Origin of the sequence: Delftia acidovorans NBRC 14950 (assembly GCF_001598795.1) — a bacterium.
In the GTDB taxonomy this organism is placed as follows: domain Bacteria; phylum Pseudomonadota; class Gammaproteobacteria; order Burkholderiales; family Burkholderiaceae_C; genus Comamonas; species Comamonas acidovorans.
In genome coordinates, this window is sequence record NZ_BCZP01000009.1 from 232,683 (window position 1) to 249,650 (window position 16,968).

The 16,968-nt window shown below is 68.3% G+C and carries 11 protein-coding genes; 10 read left to right on the forward strand and 1 reads right to left on the reverse strand.

The features are described from left to right. The first annotated feature begins 52 nt into the window (after window positions 1-52). The 8 genes from DA1_RS14340 to DA1_RS14375 all read left to right on the forward strand — a co-directional run bounded on the left by DA1_RS14340 (window position 53) and on the right by DA1_RS14375 (window position 13,710). Entirely contained in the window at window positions 53-5,641 is a 5,589-nt protein-coding gene (locus DA1_RS14340; protein ID WP_230590826.1) for a DNA repair ATPase, read from the forward strand. Between the two features lie 257 nt (window positions 5,642-5,898). Beyond that, on the forward strand, window positions 5,899-6,543 hold the full coding sequence (paoA, locus tag DA1_RS14345; RefSeq protein ID WP_013802387.1) for an aldehyde dehydrogenase iron-sulfur subunit PaoA: 645 nt from the start codon (window positions 5,899-5,901) through the stop codon (window positions 6,541-6,543). Beyond that, a complete protein-coding gene (locus DA1_RS14350; protein ID WP_034393812.1) occupies window positions 6,540-7,490 on the forward strand; it encodes an FAD binding domain-containing protein in 951 nt (316 codons plus the stop codon). Before paoA ends, DA1_RS14350 begins: the two co-directional genes overlap by 4 nt. Window positions 7,491-7,761: 271 nt before the next feature. Beyond that, window positions 7,762-10,014 carry an aldehyde oxidoreductase molybdenum-binding subunit PaoC gene (gene paoC / locus DA1_RS14355; protein WP_034393809.1) on the forward strand — a complete coding sequence of 751 codons (2,253 nt, stop codon included), beginning with the start codon at window positions 7,762-7,764 and terminating at the stop codon, window positions 10,012-10,014. A gap of 291 nt (window positions 10,015-10,305) precedes the next feature. Beyond that, on the forward strand, window positions 10,306-11,646 hold the full coding sequence (locus DA1_RS14360; protein ID WP_034393806.1) for an MFS transporter: 1,341 nt from the start codon (window positions 10,306-10,308) through the stop codon (window positions 11,644-11,646). Window positions 11,647-11,714: 68 nt separating this feature from the next. Continuing rightward, on the forward strand, window positions 11,715-12,122 hold the full coding sequence (gene ligA, locus DA1_RS14365; RefSeq protein ID WP_034393803.1) for a protocatechuate 4,5-dioxygenase subunit alpha: 408 nt from the start codon (window positions 11,715-11,717) through the stop codon (window positions 12,120-12,122). Further along, window positions 12,122-12,994: a class III extradiol dioxygenase subunit beta gene (locus DA1_RS14370; protein WP_034393801.1), complete on the forward strand. Its 873-nt coding sequence runs from the start codon at window positions 12,122-12,124 to the stop codon at window positions 12,992-12,994. Before ligA ends, DA1_RS14370 begins: the two co-directional genes overlap by 1 nt. Beyond that, window positions 12,991-13,710 (forward strand): alpha/beta fold hydrolase, encoded by a 720-nt coding sequence (locus DA1_RS14375; protein ID WP_034393799.1) that lies wholly within the window; start codon window positions 12,991-12,993, stop codon window positions 13,708-13,710. Before DA1_RS14370 ends, DA1_RS14375 begins: the two co-directional genes overlap by 4 nt. Window positions 13,711-13,728: 18 nt before the next feature. Here the strand turns inward: DA1_RS14375 and DA1_RS14380 are convergent, their stop codons facing one another. Continuing rightward, window positions 13,729-15,000: a LysR family transcriptional regulator gene (locus DA1_RS14380; protein WP_034393797.1), complete on the reverse strand. Its 1,272-nt coding sequence runs from the start codon at window positions 14,998-15,000 to the stop codon at window positions 13,729-13,731. A gap of 169 nt (window positions 15,001-15,169) precedes the next feature. Here DA1_RS14380 and DA1_RS14385 point away from each other — a divergent pair, with 169 nt between their 5' ends. Both DA1_RS14385 and DA1_RS14390 read left to right on the forward strand, forming a co-directional pair. Continuing rightward, complete coding sequence (locus DA1_RS14385; RefSeq protein ID WP_034393795.1) at window positions 15,170-15,622, forward strand: nuclear transport factor 2 family protein; 453 nt, start codon at window positions 15,170-15,172, stop codon at window positions 15,620-15,622. 116 nt (window positions 15,623-15,738) lie between these two features. Then, on the forward strand, window positions 15,739-16,917 hold the full coding sequence (locus DA1_RS14390; protein ID WP_034393793.1) for a porin: 1,179 nt from the start codon (window positions 15,739-15,741) through the stop codon (window positions 16,915-16,917). Window positions 16,918-16,968 lie beyond the last annotated feature (51 nt).

Below are 16,968 nucleotides of genomic sequence, written 5' to 3' on the forward strand. Positions count from 1 at the left end.
CTGGCCGGGGAGGGCGTGAATGGTCCCTGACACGCGAAAGCCCGTGACGCCCATGTCCCAACCGTCCCCATCGTCTTCACAGTCCCTGTCCCCCGACACCGCGGCCTCCGCCGTGGACCAGGCAGTCGCCAGCGGCGGCTCCTACGAAGTGCTGGCCAAGCGCCTTGACGGCCAGGGGCAGGCGCTGGAGACGCTGGCACGCCAGCTCAACGAGGAGCGGCTGGAGGAATTCGGCCGCAGCCAGATGGAAGTCATCGGGCGCATGCGCGTGCGCACCGAAAACAACTGCCTGGGCCGCGACATCGCCCAGGTCGGCGGCTACCTGCTGTTTGGCTACAACGTCTTCATGGGTCTGAAGCAGTCCACGCGCGTGGAGGACGTGTTCGTGCTGTACCGCCTGCACGAGGGACAGCAGGGCTACGAGGTCACGCCGGTCGATCTCAAGGACAGCTTTCTGGGCATACAGAGCTTCGTGCAGGACTTCCAGGAGCTGTACGCCTACTACAAGAACACCCGGCTGATGCAGCTGGCCGTGCGCGACGGCAAGCTGCTGGCGAGCTTTCAGATTGGCGAGCGCCTGTCCGATGTGCGCGTATTCCGCTGGTCCGTGCCCGTCGATGGCCAGCCCATCCGCTACATAGACAACCGGGGCGAGCGCGATATCGAGCTGCCCGCACCGCATGACTTCGAGTGGCAGCGCGCCGGGCGCGAGCAGCTGGTGCAGGGGCGCCACCCGCACATCAACGTGCTGGACGGGGTCTTCGTCGAGACCCTGGGCGGCACGCTGACCATCAAGGTCGAGAACAACACCAACGACGGACTGGGCATCTACAGCGAGCCCGTGCAGGAGAAGAACCAGTCGCTGGACGACGCCGTGTTCGAGTACGCGGCCGTGGGCAGCCTGATCCTGCTGAAGATCCTGCCCTACCGCGAAGAGCAGTGGCGCTACCTGATCTTCAACACCCTGTCGCGCCAGGTGCTGCGCATGGACGCCATCGGCGCGGCCTGCATCCAGCTGCCGCAGGACCACGGCATCATCTTCCCCGGCGGCTACTACCTGCAAAGCGGCGAGAACCGCTCGTTCGAGCAGAACATGCAGGGCATGCGCTACCGGCGCAGCATCCGCTCGCCCAACGGCGAGGATGTGCTCTACGTGTTCTACGAGCCCGAGAGCGGGCGCATGGCGCTGTTCAAGTACAACCTGATCGAGCGCGCCCTGCAGCCGCCCATCATCGGCCACGGCTATGCGCGCATGGACGACGGGCGCGTCGTCATCTTCGCGGCCGAGAGCAACGAGGCCTCGCGCGTGCACCCCATGCAGGTCTGGCGCACGCCCTTCGCCTCGGACGACTATGCGGCACGCCAGCCGCAGCGCGACAGCTTCCTGGGCCGCATCGGCAATGCCGAACTGGTCAGCGGCATCTCCGACCTGTACAGCGTGCGCAAGGAAATCGCGGCCACCGAGGTCTCGCTGCCGCGCTACGAGCGCCTGATCGACGCCGCGCGCCGCCTGTTCGAGCGCTACCACTGGCTGGGCGCGCCGCAGCTCAAGGGCGTGCACGAGACCCTGCTGGGCATTGTCGCCACGGGTGATGCGGTCATCGACGAGTACGAAAAGGTCGAGAGCATCCGCAACGCCTCGGCCAAGGCCATGGGCGAGGTTTCCAGCCGCCACGGCCAGTTGCTCAAGACACTGCGGCTGGCCGACTGGAAAAGCATTGGCGAGTACGTGGACGCGCTCACCCAGCTGGGCCAGTTGCGCGGCCAGCTCATGGCCACGCGCGACCTGCGCTATGTGGACCAGGCCGCCATCGACACCATGGTGCAGGGCGTCAACGAGGCCCAGGCCGAAGTCTCCCAGCGCACGGCCGCCTTCATTGCCACCGACGAGGCCATGCAGCCCTATGCCGATCAGCTGCAGGCACTGGACCAGGCCGCGCAGGCGGCAGCCACGGTGGCGCAGATCAACGAGCCGCTGGCGCGCATGGCCGACATGGCGGCTGCGCTGGACATGCTGTCCGAGCTCATGGGCAGCCTGTCCATCGACGACGCCACGCAGCGCACCCAGGTGGTGGATCGCATCTCGGCCGTCTACGCGCGCCTGAACCAGGTGCGTGCACGCGCCGAGCAGCGCCGGTCTGGCCTGGGCGGCGCCGAGAACGTGGCCCAGTTCGCCGCCCAGCTGGCGCTGTTCTCGCAAAGCATCGTCAGCGCCCTGGGCCTGGCGCAGACGCCCGAGAAATGCGACGAGCAGCTGGCGCGCCTGCTGGTGCAGCTGGAGGAAATCGAAAGCCGCTTCGGCGAGCACGAGCAGTTCCTCGGCGACATCATGGCCAAGCGCGAGGAGGTGCTGGAGAGCTTCGAGGCGCGCCGCCAGTCGCTGCAGGACGAGCGCCAGCGCAAGGCGCAGGGCGTGCTGGACGCGGCGCTGCGCATCGTGCAGAGCCTGCCCAAGCGCACCGAGAAACTGGCCAGTGCCGACGCGCTGCATGCGTTCTTTGCAGGCGATCCGCTGATCGGCAAGCTCAAGGAGCTGGCCCAGCGCCTGCGCGAGCAACTGCATGACCCGGTCAAGGCCGACGACATCGACGGCCGCGTCAAGAACCTGCGCGACCAGGCGTTTCGCGCGCTGCAGGACCGCACCGAGCTGTACGAAGGCGACGGCGCCATCATTCGCCTGGGCCGCCACCGCTTCAGCGTGGGCAACCAGGAGCTGGACCTGACCCTGCTGCCGCGCAACGGCGAACTGTTCCTGCATCTGGTCGGCACCGAGTATTTCGAGCCCATGGACAACCCGGAGCTGGCCGCCCTGCAGGCCTACTGGGATGCCTCCACGCCGGCCGAATCGCCGCAGTTCTACCGGGGCGAATACCTGGCGCTGGAAGTGGTGCTGGCTGCGCGCCAGCGCCGTGACGGCTGGAGCGAGGCCCGGCTGGCCCAGTTGCTGCCCGACGAGGCGGCGCTGACCCAGGCCATCCGCGAATTCTCCGCGCCGCGCTACCGCGAAGGCTATGAGCGCGGCATCCACGACCATGATGCGGCCCGCATCCTGCAGGTGCTGCTGCCCCTGCGCGATGCTGCTGGCGTGCTGCGCTTTGCGCCCGACGCCCGTGCGCTGGCCCTGCTGTTCTGGAGCGCACAGGCCCAGGTGCAGCAGCCGCAGCTGGCTGCCGCCATGGCGCAGTGGCCGCTGCGCGCCCAGCAGGCCCAGGCCATGCAGCAGATGTTCGGCAGCGAGGCCGAACAGCTGAGCCTGCGCACCGACATCTCCGAGCGCCTGCGCGCCTATGCCGAAGAACGGGGCCTGCTGCGCGACCTGCTGCCAGGACAGGCGGCGCCCGCAGACAGCGATATCGACAGCCTGATCCACGGCGCCGCCGACTACCTGCAGGCCGAGCTGGCGCAAAAGGCCGTGCGCTTTTCCTTCTCCAGCTACAGCCAGTCGGCCATTGCCGCGCTGCAGGCTGCCGTGCAGCAGCAGGCCCAGCCGCTGCAGCGCTGGGAAGAAATGCAGGCCTACTGGCAGGGCGAGGACCGGCGCGACAAGGCCGTGGCGCCGCTGGACCAGCGCTGGCGCAGCGCGCTGCACTGGCTGCAGACCGCCTGCCGCGCGCTGGACGACGGGCAAGGGCAGGCCTGGCTGGCCTATTGCGGCGAGGCCGCCGCCTGGCTGTGCTGTGCCGGCCAGTTGCCGTGCAAGGTCAGCAGCGTGGACCTGCGCCACGAAGTGCCGGGCCTGCTGGGCCAGCATCCGCGCATTGCGGACGGCCGCATGTGGCTGCAGATCGACGACCTGGGCCAGCGCGCCGCGCGCCATTTCCGTACCTTTGTTCCCGAATTCGGCCGCTACCAGGCGCTGCGCCAGCAGCTGCTGCAGGAGTGGCGCTCGCGCGTGCGGGTGGAGGAATTCAAGGCCCGGCCGCTGTCGTCCTTTGTGCGCAACCGGCTCATCAACGAGATCTACCTGCCCGTGATCGGCGACAACCTGGCCAAGCAGATCGGCGTGGCCGGCGAGAACAAGCGCACCGACCAGATGGGCCTGCTGATGATGATCTCGCCGCCCGGCTACGGCAAGACCACGCTGATGGAGTACGTGGCCAACCGGCTGGGCTTGATCTTCATGAAGATCAACGGCCCGGCGCTGGGCCACTCCGTGCGCTCGCTGGACCCGGCCCAGGCGCCGGACGCCACGGCGGCCAAGGAGCTGGAAAAGCTTAACCTGGCGCTGGAGATGGCCAACAACGTGATGCTGTACATCGACGACATACAGCACACGCACCCCGAGTTCCTGCAGAAATTCATCTCGCTGTCGGACGGCACGCGCCGCATCGAGGGCGTGTGGAAGGGCCAGACCCGCACCCACGACATGCGCGGCAAGCGCTTTTGCGTGGTCATGTCGGGCAATCCGTACACCGAGTCGGGGGAGGTCTTCAAGATCCCCGACATGCTGGCCAACCGTGCCGACATCTACAACCTGGGCGATGTGCTGGGCGGCATGCAGGAGGTGTTCAAGCTCAGCTACATCGAAAACAGCATGACCTCGAACGCCGTGCTGGCGCCGATGGCCACGCGCAGCCTGCAGGACCTGTACCTGCTGCTGGACAAGGCGCAGGGCCGTGAGGTCTCGGGCAATGCGCTGTCGCACGACTACTCATCGGCCGAGCTGCGCGAGATCGAGGCCGTGCTGGCCCGCATGGTGCAGGTGCGCGAGCTGGTGTTCAAGGTCAACCAGCAGTACATCCAGAGCGCCGCGCAGGACGACGGCTACCGCACCGAGCCGGCCTTCCGGCTGCAGGGCAGCTACCGCAACATGAACAAGCTGGCCGAGAAGATCACGCCCGTGATGAACGACCAGGAAATGCAGCAGATGCTGGCCGACCACTACCAGGGCGAAGCGCAGATGCTGACCACGGGCGCCGAGGAGAACCTGCTCAAGCTCGCCGAGCTGCGCGGGCAGATGAGCGACGAGGACAGCGCCCGCTGGCAGCAGATACGCCAGCAGTTCCTGCGCCGCCAGGCTGCAGGCGGCGCCAATGCCGACGCCGCCACGCGCGTGACGGCGCAGCTGGTCGACCTGGTCGCCGCTACGCGCGAGGTGGCCCAGTCGGTGTCCCAGTCCCAGCAGCAGGCGATGCAGGAAGGCGCCGCCGACCAGGCCCACGCATCGGCAGCGGCCGCGCACGCCGCCGCCAGGGACGCTGACCAATCCCAGACGCTACAGGCGCTTCAGACTCTGCTGGCGCGGCTGCTGCAAACCCAAAGTGCTGCAGGCGACTCGCTGCACGGCATACGCGAGCTGATGGCGCAAAGGGCGGCCAGCGAGCCCGTCGGCACCCAGGCCAGCACCCTTTCGGAGGTACAGGCCGCCCAGGAACGTCAGGCCCTGGTCCACATGCTGGGCCAACTGCTGACCCGGTCGCTGACCCAGTCCCTGGAGCCCGTGGTCACGCACCTGGACCAGGCCCGCCGCCAGCAGCTGGGCCTGCACCGCGTGCTGATGCAGGTGGCCACGCGCATGCAGGAGCAGATCGACGCCCAGCGCGCGGGCCGTCCCGTGCCGGCTGCGGGCGCCATACGCTCCGAGGAAATCGACAAGGCCTTCGAGCGCATGCAGCGCGGCGACGTGCCGCCTGCGGCCTAGGCCCATCGCTGGGGCAAAGCCGGGACAAAGCCGGGGCAGGGCACATCGGCAAAGGCTGGGGCGCCTTGCTGGCGCTGCCTTTGCATGGGCCGGGGGCCCTCGCACGTCTGCATGCGCTGATCCGTCATCGGACAACCCGATGTCCCGGACGTTGGACCATCACCTACAACCCGAGACGCGTCCCGAACCGATGCTTGGAGCGGCGTGTTCGCAGCAGTGTGCACGCCCCACGAACGAGCCAACACGATGGACGCCCCATGGAACACAACACCCAGCTTTCCGTTTCGCGCAGGGACCTGCTGATTGCAGGTGCCTCCACGGCTGCGGCAACGGCCGTGCCTCGATCGGCCGGCGCGCAAGTGCAGCCTCCCTCCATCCCCGAAGGGGTCCAACTGCCCGTCACCCTGCAGGTCAACGGCAAGGAACACCGCCTGGACCTGGACACCCGCACCACGCTGCTCGACGCCCTGCGCGAGCATCTGCACCTGACCGGCACCAAGAAAGGCTGCGACCATGGCCAGTGCGGGGCCTGCACGGTGCTGGTCAATGGCCGGCGCGTGGTGTCCTGCCTGAGCCTGGCCGTGATGAACCAGGGCGCCGCCGTGACCACCATCGAAGGTCTTGGCACACCGCAATCCCCGCACGCCATGCAGGCCGCCTTCGTGCGGCACGACGGTTTCCAGTGCGGCTACTGCACGCCGGGGCAGATCTGTTCTGCCGTGGGCGTGCTCGATGAAATCAAACGCGGCATGCCCAGCCATGCCAGCGAAGACATCGTGGCCCAGCCCCTGGTGTCGGCCCATGAACTGCGTGAACGCATGAGCGGCAACCTGTGCCGCTGCGGGGCGTATTCCAACATCGTCGATGCCATCACCGAAGTGGCGGGGGAGGGGCGCACATGATTGCCTTCACCTACGAACGCGCCCAATCCCCCGCGCAGGCCGCCGCCGCCGTGGCGGCCCGGCCGGGCGCCCGCTTCATCGCCGGGGGCACGAATCTGCTGGACCTGATGAAGCTGCAGATAGAAACCCCCGTGCATCTGGTCGATGTGAACGGCACCGGCATGGACACCGTGGAGCCCACCGCGCAGGGCGGCTTGCGCATAGGCGCGCTGGTGCGCAACAGCGACCTGGCCGCCCATGCGCGCGTGCGGCGCGACTACGGCGTGCTGACCCGCGCCCTGGTGGCCGGCGCCTCGGGCCAGTTGCGCAACATGGCGACCACAGGCGGCAATCTGCTGCAGCGCACCCGCTGCCCGTATTTCTACGACACCAATATGCCGTGCAACAAGCGCGTGCCGGGCAGCGGCTGTTCGGCCATTGCCGGCGTGAGCCGCCAGCATGCGGTGATCGGCGGCAGCGAGGCCTGCATTGCCACCCATCCCAGTGACATGGCCGTGGCGCTGCGCGCGCTGGACGCCACGGTGGAAACCATCCAGGCCGACGGCAAGGCCCGCGTCATCCCCATTGCCGACTTCCACCGGCTGCCCGGCAGTACGCCGCATGTAGAGACGGCCTTGCAGGCCGGCGAACTGATCACCTCCGTCACCCTGCCGCCCCCGCCGGGCGGCACGCACATCTATCACAAGGTGCGTGACCGCGCTTCCTATGCGTTTGCGCTGGTGTCGGTGGCCGCCATCGTGCAGCGCGACGGCAGCGGGCGCGTGGCCCTGGGCGGCGTGGCGCACAAGCCCTGGCGTCTGGATGCTGCCGAAGCGTTGATGCCGCAGGGCGCCAGGGCCGTTGCCGACCGCCTGCTGGCGGGCGCCCGGCCCACGCACGACAACGCCTTCAAACTCCCGCTGGCCGAACGCACGCTCGCCGCCGTGCTGGACCAGGCCAGGAGCTAGAGCGTGTTGTGCACTTTTAAGTGCCCGCGAAAGCCGGGAAAGGGGCCCGGAACGAGGCGTAGCACGCGCCGCGGTTGCCACACCGCAAGCGGGCTGCAACGAAGGGCCGGGCCCCTTTCCCGGCTTTCCCGAAGGGTTGGCTCTGTGCGCAGGCGCTCGCGGCGTTGCAGCGCTTGCCAAGGCATGGGCCTTGGCTGCGCACTGCGCCTTGCGATCACCAGCGCGCAGAGCCAACGCGGGTACTTAAAAGTGCACAACACGCTCTAAAGCCATGAAATTCGACACCCCCGCAACGGTCAACCCCATTGACCAGCTCAAGACCATCGGCCAGCCGATGAACCGCATCGACGGCCTGCTCAAGACCACCGGCACGGCGCCGTATGCCTATGAACGGCATGACGTGGTCCAGCACCCGGCCTATGGCTATGTGGTGGGCTCGGCCATCGCCAAGGGCCGCATACGCAGCATCGGGCTGGCGCAGGCAAGCCGCGCGCCCGGCGTGCTCGCCATCGTCACCGCGCAGACCGCTGGGAAGCTGGGCCAGGGCAAGATGAATACCGCGCCGCTGCTGGCAGGCCCCCAGGTGGCCCACTACCACCAGGCCGTGGCCCTGGTGGTGGCGGAGACCTTCGAGCAGGCGCGCGCTGCCGCGCAACTGGTCCGTGTGGACTACGAGCCCGTGGCTGGCGCCTATGACCTGGCCGAGGCCAAGGACTCCGCCGTGCCACCCGACAGCATCAATGGCGATGCGCCGGATACGGCCATTGGCGATTTCGAGGGCGCCTTCGCTTCGGCCCCCATGAAGGTGGACGCCACATACACCACGCCAGACCAGTCGCACGCCATGATGGAGCCCCATGCCACGCTGGCCGCATGGAAGGGCGACCAGCTCACGGTATGGACCTCGAACCAGATGATTGCCTGGGGCCAGGGCGAGCTGGCAAAGACGCTGGGCATTCCCAAGGACAAAGTGCGCCTGGTCTCGCCATTCATTGGCGGCGGTTTTGGCGGCAAGCTGTTCCTGCGGGCCGACGCACTGCTGGCCGCGCTGGGCGCCCGCGCGGCAGGCCGGCCCGTCAAGGTCGCACTGCAGCGCCCGCTGATGGCCAACAACACCACGCACCGCCCGGCCACCATCCAGCGTGTGCGCATCGCGGCAGGGCAGGACGGAAAAATCACCGCCATCGGCCACGAAAGCTGGTCGGGCGACCAGCCAGGAGGATCGGCGGACGGTGCCGTGGACCAGACCCGTCGCATGTATGCCGGCACCCATCGCATGACCGCCACGCGCCTGGCCGTGCTGGACCTGCCCGAGGCCAATGCCATGCGCGCCCCCGGCGAGGCCACGGGGCACATGGCCCTGGAGGTTGCCATGGACGAGCTGGCGGAAAAGCTCGGCATCGATCCCGTGGAGCTGCGCATCCGCAACGACACCCAGGTGGTGCCGGACAGCGGCAAGAAGCCGCAACCCGAGGCGAAGGAGGGCACCCCTGCCCAGGAGCACAAGCCGTTTTCCCGCCGTGAGTTCGTGCAGTGCCTGCGCACGGGCGCCGAGCGCTTCGGATGGAGCCAGCGCAATCCCCAGCCGGCCCAACGACGCGAAGGGCGCTGGCTGATCGGCCTGGGCATGGCCGGCGCCTACCGAGGCGCCCCTGTCATGAAGTCCGCCGCCCGCGTGCGTCTGGACAGGCAGGGCATGCTCACCGTGGAAACCGACATGACCGACATCGGCACGGGCAGCTACACCATCATTGCCCAGACGGCGGCCGAGATGCTGGGCCTGCCGCTGCAGCAGGTGCGCGTGCGGCTGGGCGATTCCGGCTTTCCCGTGTCGGCCGGTTCGGGCGGGCAATGGGGTGCGGCCAGTGCCACCTCCGGCGTCTATGCCGCCTGCGTGAAGCTGCGCGAGGCCGTGGCGCGCAAGCTGGGCATGGACCCGGCGACGGCCGAATTCTCGGATGGGCATGTGCAGGCGGGCGGCAAGCGCCGGGCCCTGGCCAGCGCTGCCGGCGACGCCGACCTGACGGCCGAGGATGCCATCGAATTCGGCGTGCTCGACAAGAAGATGCAGCAGTCCACCTTTGGCGCGCACTTCGTGGAGGTGGCCGTGGACGCCTTCACTGCCGAAGTCCGCGTGCGCCGCATGCTGGCCGTTTGCGCGGCCGGCCGCATCCTCAATCCCAAGACGGCCCGCAGCCAGGTCATCGGCGCCATGACCATGGGCGTGGGAGCGGCCCTGATGGAAGAGCTGGCCGTGGACACGCGACTGGGCTATTTCGTCAACCATGACCTGGCAGGCTACGAGGTGCCCGTGCATGCCGACATCCCGCACCAGGAAGTGATCTTTCTGGACGAGGTCGATCCCATGGCCTCGCCCATGAAGGCCAAGGGCGTGGGCGAGCTGGGCATCTGCGGCGTGAGCGCAGCCATTGCCAACGCCATCCACAACGCCACCGGCGTGCGGGTGCGCGACTACCCGGTCACGCTGGACAAGCTGCTGGCAGGACTGGGGAGGCTGGCATGAGGGGGCACTGCACCTGAGGCAGCCCGCTCAGTCCCTGGATTCTTGATGAACGAAGGCCGGTCACCTCTGGGTGGCCGGCCTTTTTGCATGTAGCCATCAATAGAACGCATAGCTTGCGCGTCCGTCGGCATTGGCCTGGAAAGGCTGGCGTGGAGATACTTTTTGCACTGGGGAATGTCGGCGCTGTGCGCTCCGAATGCAGGCCGCCCCCAGTTTTCCCACAAAAGAACTTGGCCTGGGCGCAAAGCGCCTGCCAGGGCAAAGAGACAACCTGCTCCGACAAGGACTTGTATGAAAGATATCCGCAAGACGATGGACGAGGGCGCCATGGCGCCGTTCCAGTGGCTGGCCGTGGCCATCTGCACCTTGCTCATCATGCTGGACGGCTTCGATGTGCTGGTGATGGCCTTCACCGCCTCGGCCGTCGCTGCCGAATGGAAGCTCAACGGGGCGCAGCTGGGCGTGCTGTTCAGCGCCGGTCTGATCGGCATGGCCCTGGGCTCGCTGTTCCTTGCGCCCGTGGCCGACCGCCGTGGCCGGCAACCCATCATCGTGCTGTGCCTGGTGCTGGTGTCCGTGGGCATGCTGCTGTCTGCGGCAGCGCGCAGCCATGTCGAGCTGGCAGCCCTGCGCGCCATGACGGGCGTGGGCATTGGCGGCATGCTGGCCAGCGTGGGGGTGATCACCTCAGAGTATTCATCGAACAAATGGCGCAGCACGGCGATTGCGCTGCAGGCCACGGGCTATCCGATTGGCGCCACGCTGGGCGGACTCATGGCCGCCTGGCTGCTGACACACCATGGTTGGCGCTCGGTCTTTGTGTTCGGCGGCCTGGCCACGGCGCTGATGGTGCCCATCGTACTGTGGCGCCTGCCAGAGTCGGTGGATTTCCTGATGGGCCGTCGCCCGGCGCGTGCGCTGGAAAAGCTCAACCGCCTGATGGCACTCATGGGGCAACCCGCCATGCTGCAGTTGCCCGCGCAAGCCGGCGGTGACGTCCAGCAGGGCAATACCGTGGCCGCATTGTTCAGGAACGGCCTGGCGCGCCCCACGCTCATGCTCTGGGCCGGCTTCTTCCTGCTGATGTTCAGCGTCTACTTTTCCCTGAGCTGGACGCCCAAGCTGCTGGTGCAGGCCGGCCTGTCGGCACAGCAGGGCGTGACGGGCGGCGTGCTGCTCAACCTGGGCGGCATTGCCGGCGGCAGCCTGTTCGGCCTGCTGGCGGTGAAGGCCAAGCTGCGGCATCTGGCCATGGGCAGCCTGCTGCTGAATGCCTTGTTCACCGCGCTGTTCGGCCTGGCCTCGGCCAGCCTGGGCTGGGCGTTCGCCGCAGCGGTGGGCGTGGGCGTGTTCCTGTTCGCCTCCATGGCCGGGCTGTACGGGTTGGTGCCGGCCACCTATCCGGCCCAGGTGCGCGCCACCGGCATGGGCTGGGCCATAGGCATTGGGCGCATAGGCGCCATCGTGGCGCCCACCATGGCCGGCCTGCTGCTGGACGGCGGTTGGCAGCCTGCCTCGCTGTACTACGTCTTTGCCTTGCCGCTGATTGCCGCTGCGCTGGCCGTGTGGGCCACGGGCGCCGGCCGCGCCCTGGCGCCGGGGGGTGGCGCGCTGCGAGCGCCTGGTGCTTGATCCTTGAACCCCTATCCGTGAGCACGCGCCCGAGCGCCCAAGCGCTCAAGCGCAGGAGAAACACTTCCATGGCATTGGACAAACCCTATCTCGACGTACCGGGAACCACGGTCTTCGACGCCGAGCAATCCCGCCAGGGCTACTGGCTCAACCAGTTCTGCATGTCGCTGATGAAGGCCGAGAACCGCGAGCGCTTCAAGGCCGACGAGCGTGCCTACCTGGGCGAATGGGCCATGACGGCCGAGCAAAGACAGGCCGTGCTGGACCGCGACCTGAACCGCTGCATTGCGCTGGGCGGAAACATCTACTTCCTCGTGAAGATCGGCGCCACCGACGGCGTCAGCGTGCAGAACTTGGTCTCGACCATGAGCGGCATGAACGAGGAGGACTACCGCCAGATGATGCTGGGCGGCGGACGCAGCATCGAAGGAAACCGCTACCTGCATGAGCAGGCGCAGCAAGCAAAGGGCATTTGATGGCACGCATCACCGCATCCGTCTACACCTCGCATGTGCCCGCCATCGGCGCGGCCATGGACCGGGGCAAGGCCGGCGACCCCTATTGGCAGCCGCTGTTCAAAGGCTTCGAGCACTCGCGCCAATGGCTCAAGGACAACAAGCCCGACGTGATCTTCCTGGTCTACAACGACCACGCGACCGCGTTCAGCCTGGACTTCATCCCGACGTTTGCCATCGGCACGGCCGCTGAATACCAGCCCGCCGACGAAGGCTGGGGCCCGCGCCCCGTGCCCAAGGTCGTCGGCCATCCGGAGCTGGCCAGCCACATTGCGCAGTCGGTGATCCAGCAGGACTTCGACCTGACCATCGTCAACAAGATGGACGTGGACCACGGCCTGACCGTGCCGCTGTCGCTGATGTGCGGGCAGCAGGATGCGCGCACGGGCGCCTGGCCCTGCCCGGTGATTCCGTTTGCCGTGAACGTGGTGCAGTACCCCGTGCCGTCGGGCCAGCGCTGCTTCAATCTGGGCCGTGCCATCCGCCGCGCCGTGGAAAGCTTCGACGAAGACCTGAACGTGCAGATCTGGGGCACGGGCGGCATGAGCCACCAGCTGCAGGGCGCGCGTGCCGGCCTGATCAACAAGGAGTGGGACAACCGCTTTCTGGACCTGCTGATCGAGAACCCTGCCGGCCTGGCCAAGATGCCGCATATCGACTACGTGCGCGAGGCCGGCTCCGAAGGCATCGAGCTGGTGATGTGGCTGATCGCGCGCGGTGCCATGGCCGATGTGGATGGCCCGGCGCCGCTGCCCAAGGTCAACCACCGCTTCTACCATGTGCCGGCATCGAACACGGCCGTCGGCCACCTCATCCTGGAGAACGCGACATGAGCCGGCCTTGCGTGGTACTTCTGCCGGGCCTGCTGTGCGACAAGACGGTCTGGCACGAGCAGCAGGCGGCCCTGTCCTTTGCCGGTGCTGCCGAGTGCATTGTTCCGTCCTATGGCGCGGCGGCCACCATCGAAGACATGGCGCGCCTTGTGCTGGACTGCGTGGCGGCCGAGCGGTTTTCGCTGGCGGGCCATTCCATGGGCGGGCGCGTGGCCCTGGCCATTGCCGGCATGGCGCCCCAGCGTGTGGAGCGGCTGGCCTTGCTGGACACCGGCATGGACCCCATCGCCCCGGGCGAGGCCGGCGAGAGCGAACGCGCCAAGCGCATGGCGCTCTTGCAGATCGCCCGGCACAGCGGCATGCGCGAGATGGGCCTGCAATGGGCGCGCGGCATGGTGCATCCCGACCAGCTTGATACACCACTGTTTGGCGAGGTGCTCGACATGGTGGCGCGCTTCACGCCCGAGGTGTTTGCTGCGCAGATCAATGCCTTGCTGAACCGCCCCGATGCGGGCGATGTGCTCCGGCAACTGCGCTGCCCGACCCTGCTGGCCTGCGGTCGCCAGGATGCCTGGAGCCCGCTGTCACGCCATGAGCGCATGCAGGCCCTGTGCCCGCGCGCCGAGCTGGTGGTGATCGAGGACAGTGGCCACATGAGCACCATGGAGCAGCCGCAGCAGGTGTCGCGGGCACTGCTCGACTGGATGGGGCACTGAGCGAGCGCTGCGCTCAGGCTAGGCCGGCGGATCGCCCACGGCCCGCCGGCAGGCCTGCATGAACAGCTCCAGGTCCTGCGATGCCGTGCTCAGCGCACGCGTGGCCAGCCCGATGCGCCTGCGTGTGGAAGGCAGGTCCACGGGCACGATGGACAACTGCCCGCCGTGGTCATCCTGCAGGGCCTGTCCGCGCGAGGCCAGGGCCAGCCGGCCCGTCTGCAGCACAAAGGCCAGCGTCATGGTCGGGCTGCTGGCGCGCAGGCTGGCGCGCGGCGGCTCCAGGCCCTGGCTGCGGAACAGCTGGACCATGGCGCGGTCGGCCGGCGTGCCGGGCAGGGGCGACACCCAGGGCCATTGCAGCAAGTCCTCCAGAACCAGCTGGCCGCGGTCCAGGCAGGCATGGCCGGCCGGTGCCACCACGACCAGGTCATCGTCGAACAGGTGCAGCTGGCGTACCTCATCGGAGGACATGTCGGCGCGCAGGGCGCCGGCGATGGCGTCGATGTCGGCGCTCAGCAGGTGCTGCACCAGGCTCTCGTAGGTGCCGTCCACGATGCTGACCTCGATGTCCGGGTGGCTGGCGGCCAGGCTGTCGACCGCGCGCGGCAGGAAGATTCCCACCGACAGCGGCAGCACGCCGACCACCACGCGCCCCCGGATCTCGCCGCGCCAGGCGGAAATATCGCTGTCCATGCCGCGCACCTCGGCCAGGGCCAGCTTGACACGGCGCAGCAGCGCTTCGCCGGACGGCGTCAGCCGCGTGCCGAAGGCCAGCTTGTAGAACAGCTGCATGCCCAGACTGGTTTCCAGCCCCTGCAGCGCCGCATGCACGGCGGGCTGCGTCAGGCCCAGCCACTGCGCGGCCAGGGATTCGCTGCCGCAGTCGGCAATGGCCATGAGGGCGCGCAGCTGGCCCGCAGGCACGGTCTCGGCAAAACGCTCGGGCAGGGGAGGGCGCCTGGCCGCCAGCGTGGCGGCGGCCTGGGCGTCGGCCGCGCCGCTGCCCAGATGCTGGAGCATGGCCTCGATGCGGGCGGCCAGCTGGCTGCCCAGCGGGGTCGGCATCATGCCGCGCGCCCCCCGCATGAACAGCGGCAGGCCACAGGCCTCTTCCAGTTGCAGCACCGAGCGCACCACTGCTGGCTGAGAAAGATGCATAGCCTGGGCGGCCCGCGTGGTGCTGCCATGGCGCACCACGCCCAGCATGGCGCGCATGGCTCGCAAATGGCCTGCCAACTCGGGAAAACGCGAGGGATTGCTGCTGGCCCAGGGGGCAAGAGAAAGGTTCATTGAAAGGCGCTTCGCGGTACGTTGGAAGAACGTGTTTTGATTGTCCCATAAGAAAAACGCATTGATGGCCGGGGCTCCGGCATTGGCCGGATCGATGCCAGCGTGGAATGCTTGGGGCCTGGATCAAGACAGCCCATCGCAGGCTGCGAATTCCGGGGAGACAAGAAACATGAACCATGAAATCGACCGGCTGCTGGCCCGCCAGGCCTGCCTGGACCTGGTGCTGCGCGCTGCTGCCTTTGCGGATGCCGGTGATGCCCAGGCCCTGGCGCAGCTGTTTGCCGAAGACGGCCAGCTGCAACGGCCCGGCGGCGAGGTGCTGGGCGGGCGCACGGCCATCGCCGCCGCGTACTCCCGGCGTCCCGAAGGCCGCATGACCCGGCATCTGGTCACCAACACGCTGGTGGAACTGCAAGGACCGGACCGCGCCAGCGCGCGCAGCCAGGTGCTGCTGTGGTCCTGCGACGAGGCCGATGCCATCACGCCGCACGGCCGCCCGGCCCAACCGCGCCAGCTCGTTGGCGAGTTCGATGACACCTTTGGCCGCAGTCCTGAAGGCCATTGGCTGATCACGCGCCGCGTGGCGCGCTTCGTCATGTACCGGGACCTCCCGGGCGCCTGAAGCGCAGGGCGCCCAGCCGCTTTCTCCCATTTCCCCGCGCCCGCCACTCTCGCCTTTCCCAAGGCGCAGCGTTGCGGCGTGCCGATTCCGCAACGACAACAACAGGAGACAAAAGCATGAAACGCACTCTCAAGAGCATTCCCCAACCCCCAGCCAAGCGCCCACTGCGGGCTTGTCTGGCCCGCCTCGCCCCACTCGCCATGCTGGCAGCAGCAGGCGGCGCCCAGGCCCAGACCGCCTCGTCGGTGACGCTGTACGGTCATCTGGACACCGGCATCGAGCACCTGACGAATGTGCAAGGCGGCGGATCGCTGACGCGCATGCCCGGCCTCACGGGAACGGCACCGTCGCGCTGGGGGCTGCGCGGGAGCGAGGATCTGGGCGGCGGCCTGAGCGCCGTCTTTGCGCTGGAGTCAGGCTTTGGCCCGGATGCCGGCACCTTCAACCAGGGCGGGCGGGGTTTCGGGCGCCAGGCCTGGGTGGGACTGTCCGGCGGCTGGGGCAGCGTCTCGCTGGGGCGCAACTACACCATGCTGTACTGGGCGCTGTTCGACGCCGACCTGCTGGGTCCCAACGCCTTCGGTCTGAGCAGCCTGGACAGCTACATCCCCAACACGCGCACCGACAACTCACTGGCCTACCGGGGGCGCTTCGGCGCCTGGAGCCTGGGTGCGGCCTACAGCCTGGGACGCGATGCCGTCAACGCCGGCCCCAGCCCGGCCGGCACCAACTGCGCCGGCGAATCGGCCACGGACAGGCAGGCCTGCCGCCAGTGGTCCGCCATGCTGAAGTACGACTCCGCGCCCTGGGGCTTTGCGCTGGCCGTGGACGAGATGCGCGGCGGCGCCGGCGCATTTGCAGGGCTGACGCGCTCGGACCTGAAGGACCGCCGCATCATGCTCAACGGCTATGCCGCGCTGTCACCCACCATCAAGCTGGGCGCCGGCCTCATGCGCCGCGACAACGACGCGGCCCAGGCGGCCTCGGCCAGCAACGGCGCCACGCCGCGCAGCACCCTGGCCTGGGGCGGCCTGTCCTGGTCCCCCAGCGCCGCCGTCGTGGTCGATGGCCAGCTGCAGCAACTGCGCTATGCCCAGGGCGGCGACCGCTCCACCCTGCTGGCCCTGCGCGCCACCTACAAGTTCTCCAAGCGCACGGCGGTCTATGCCCAGGCCGCGCGCATTGACAACGGACAGCGCCTGGCCATCTCGGTCAGCTCGGCCGCAGCCGGTGGCAGCCCGCTGGCGGGCGCATCGCAGACCGGCCTGATGCTGGGCCTGCGCCACTCGTTCTGAAACCGAAGGCCAGGCCGGCCGCATCCAATGCGACGCCTGGAGCGTGTGATC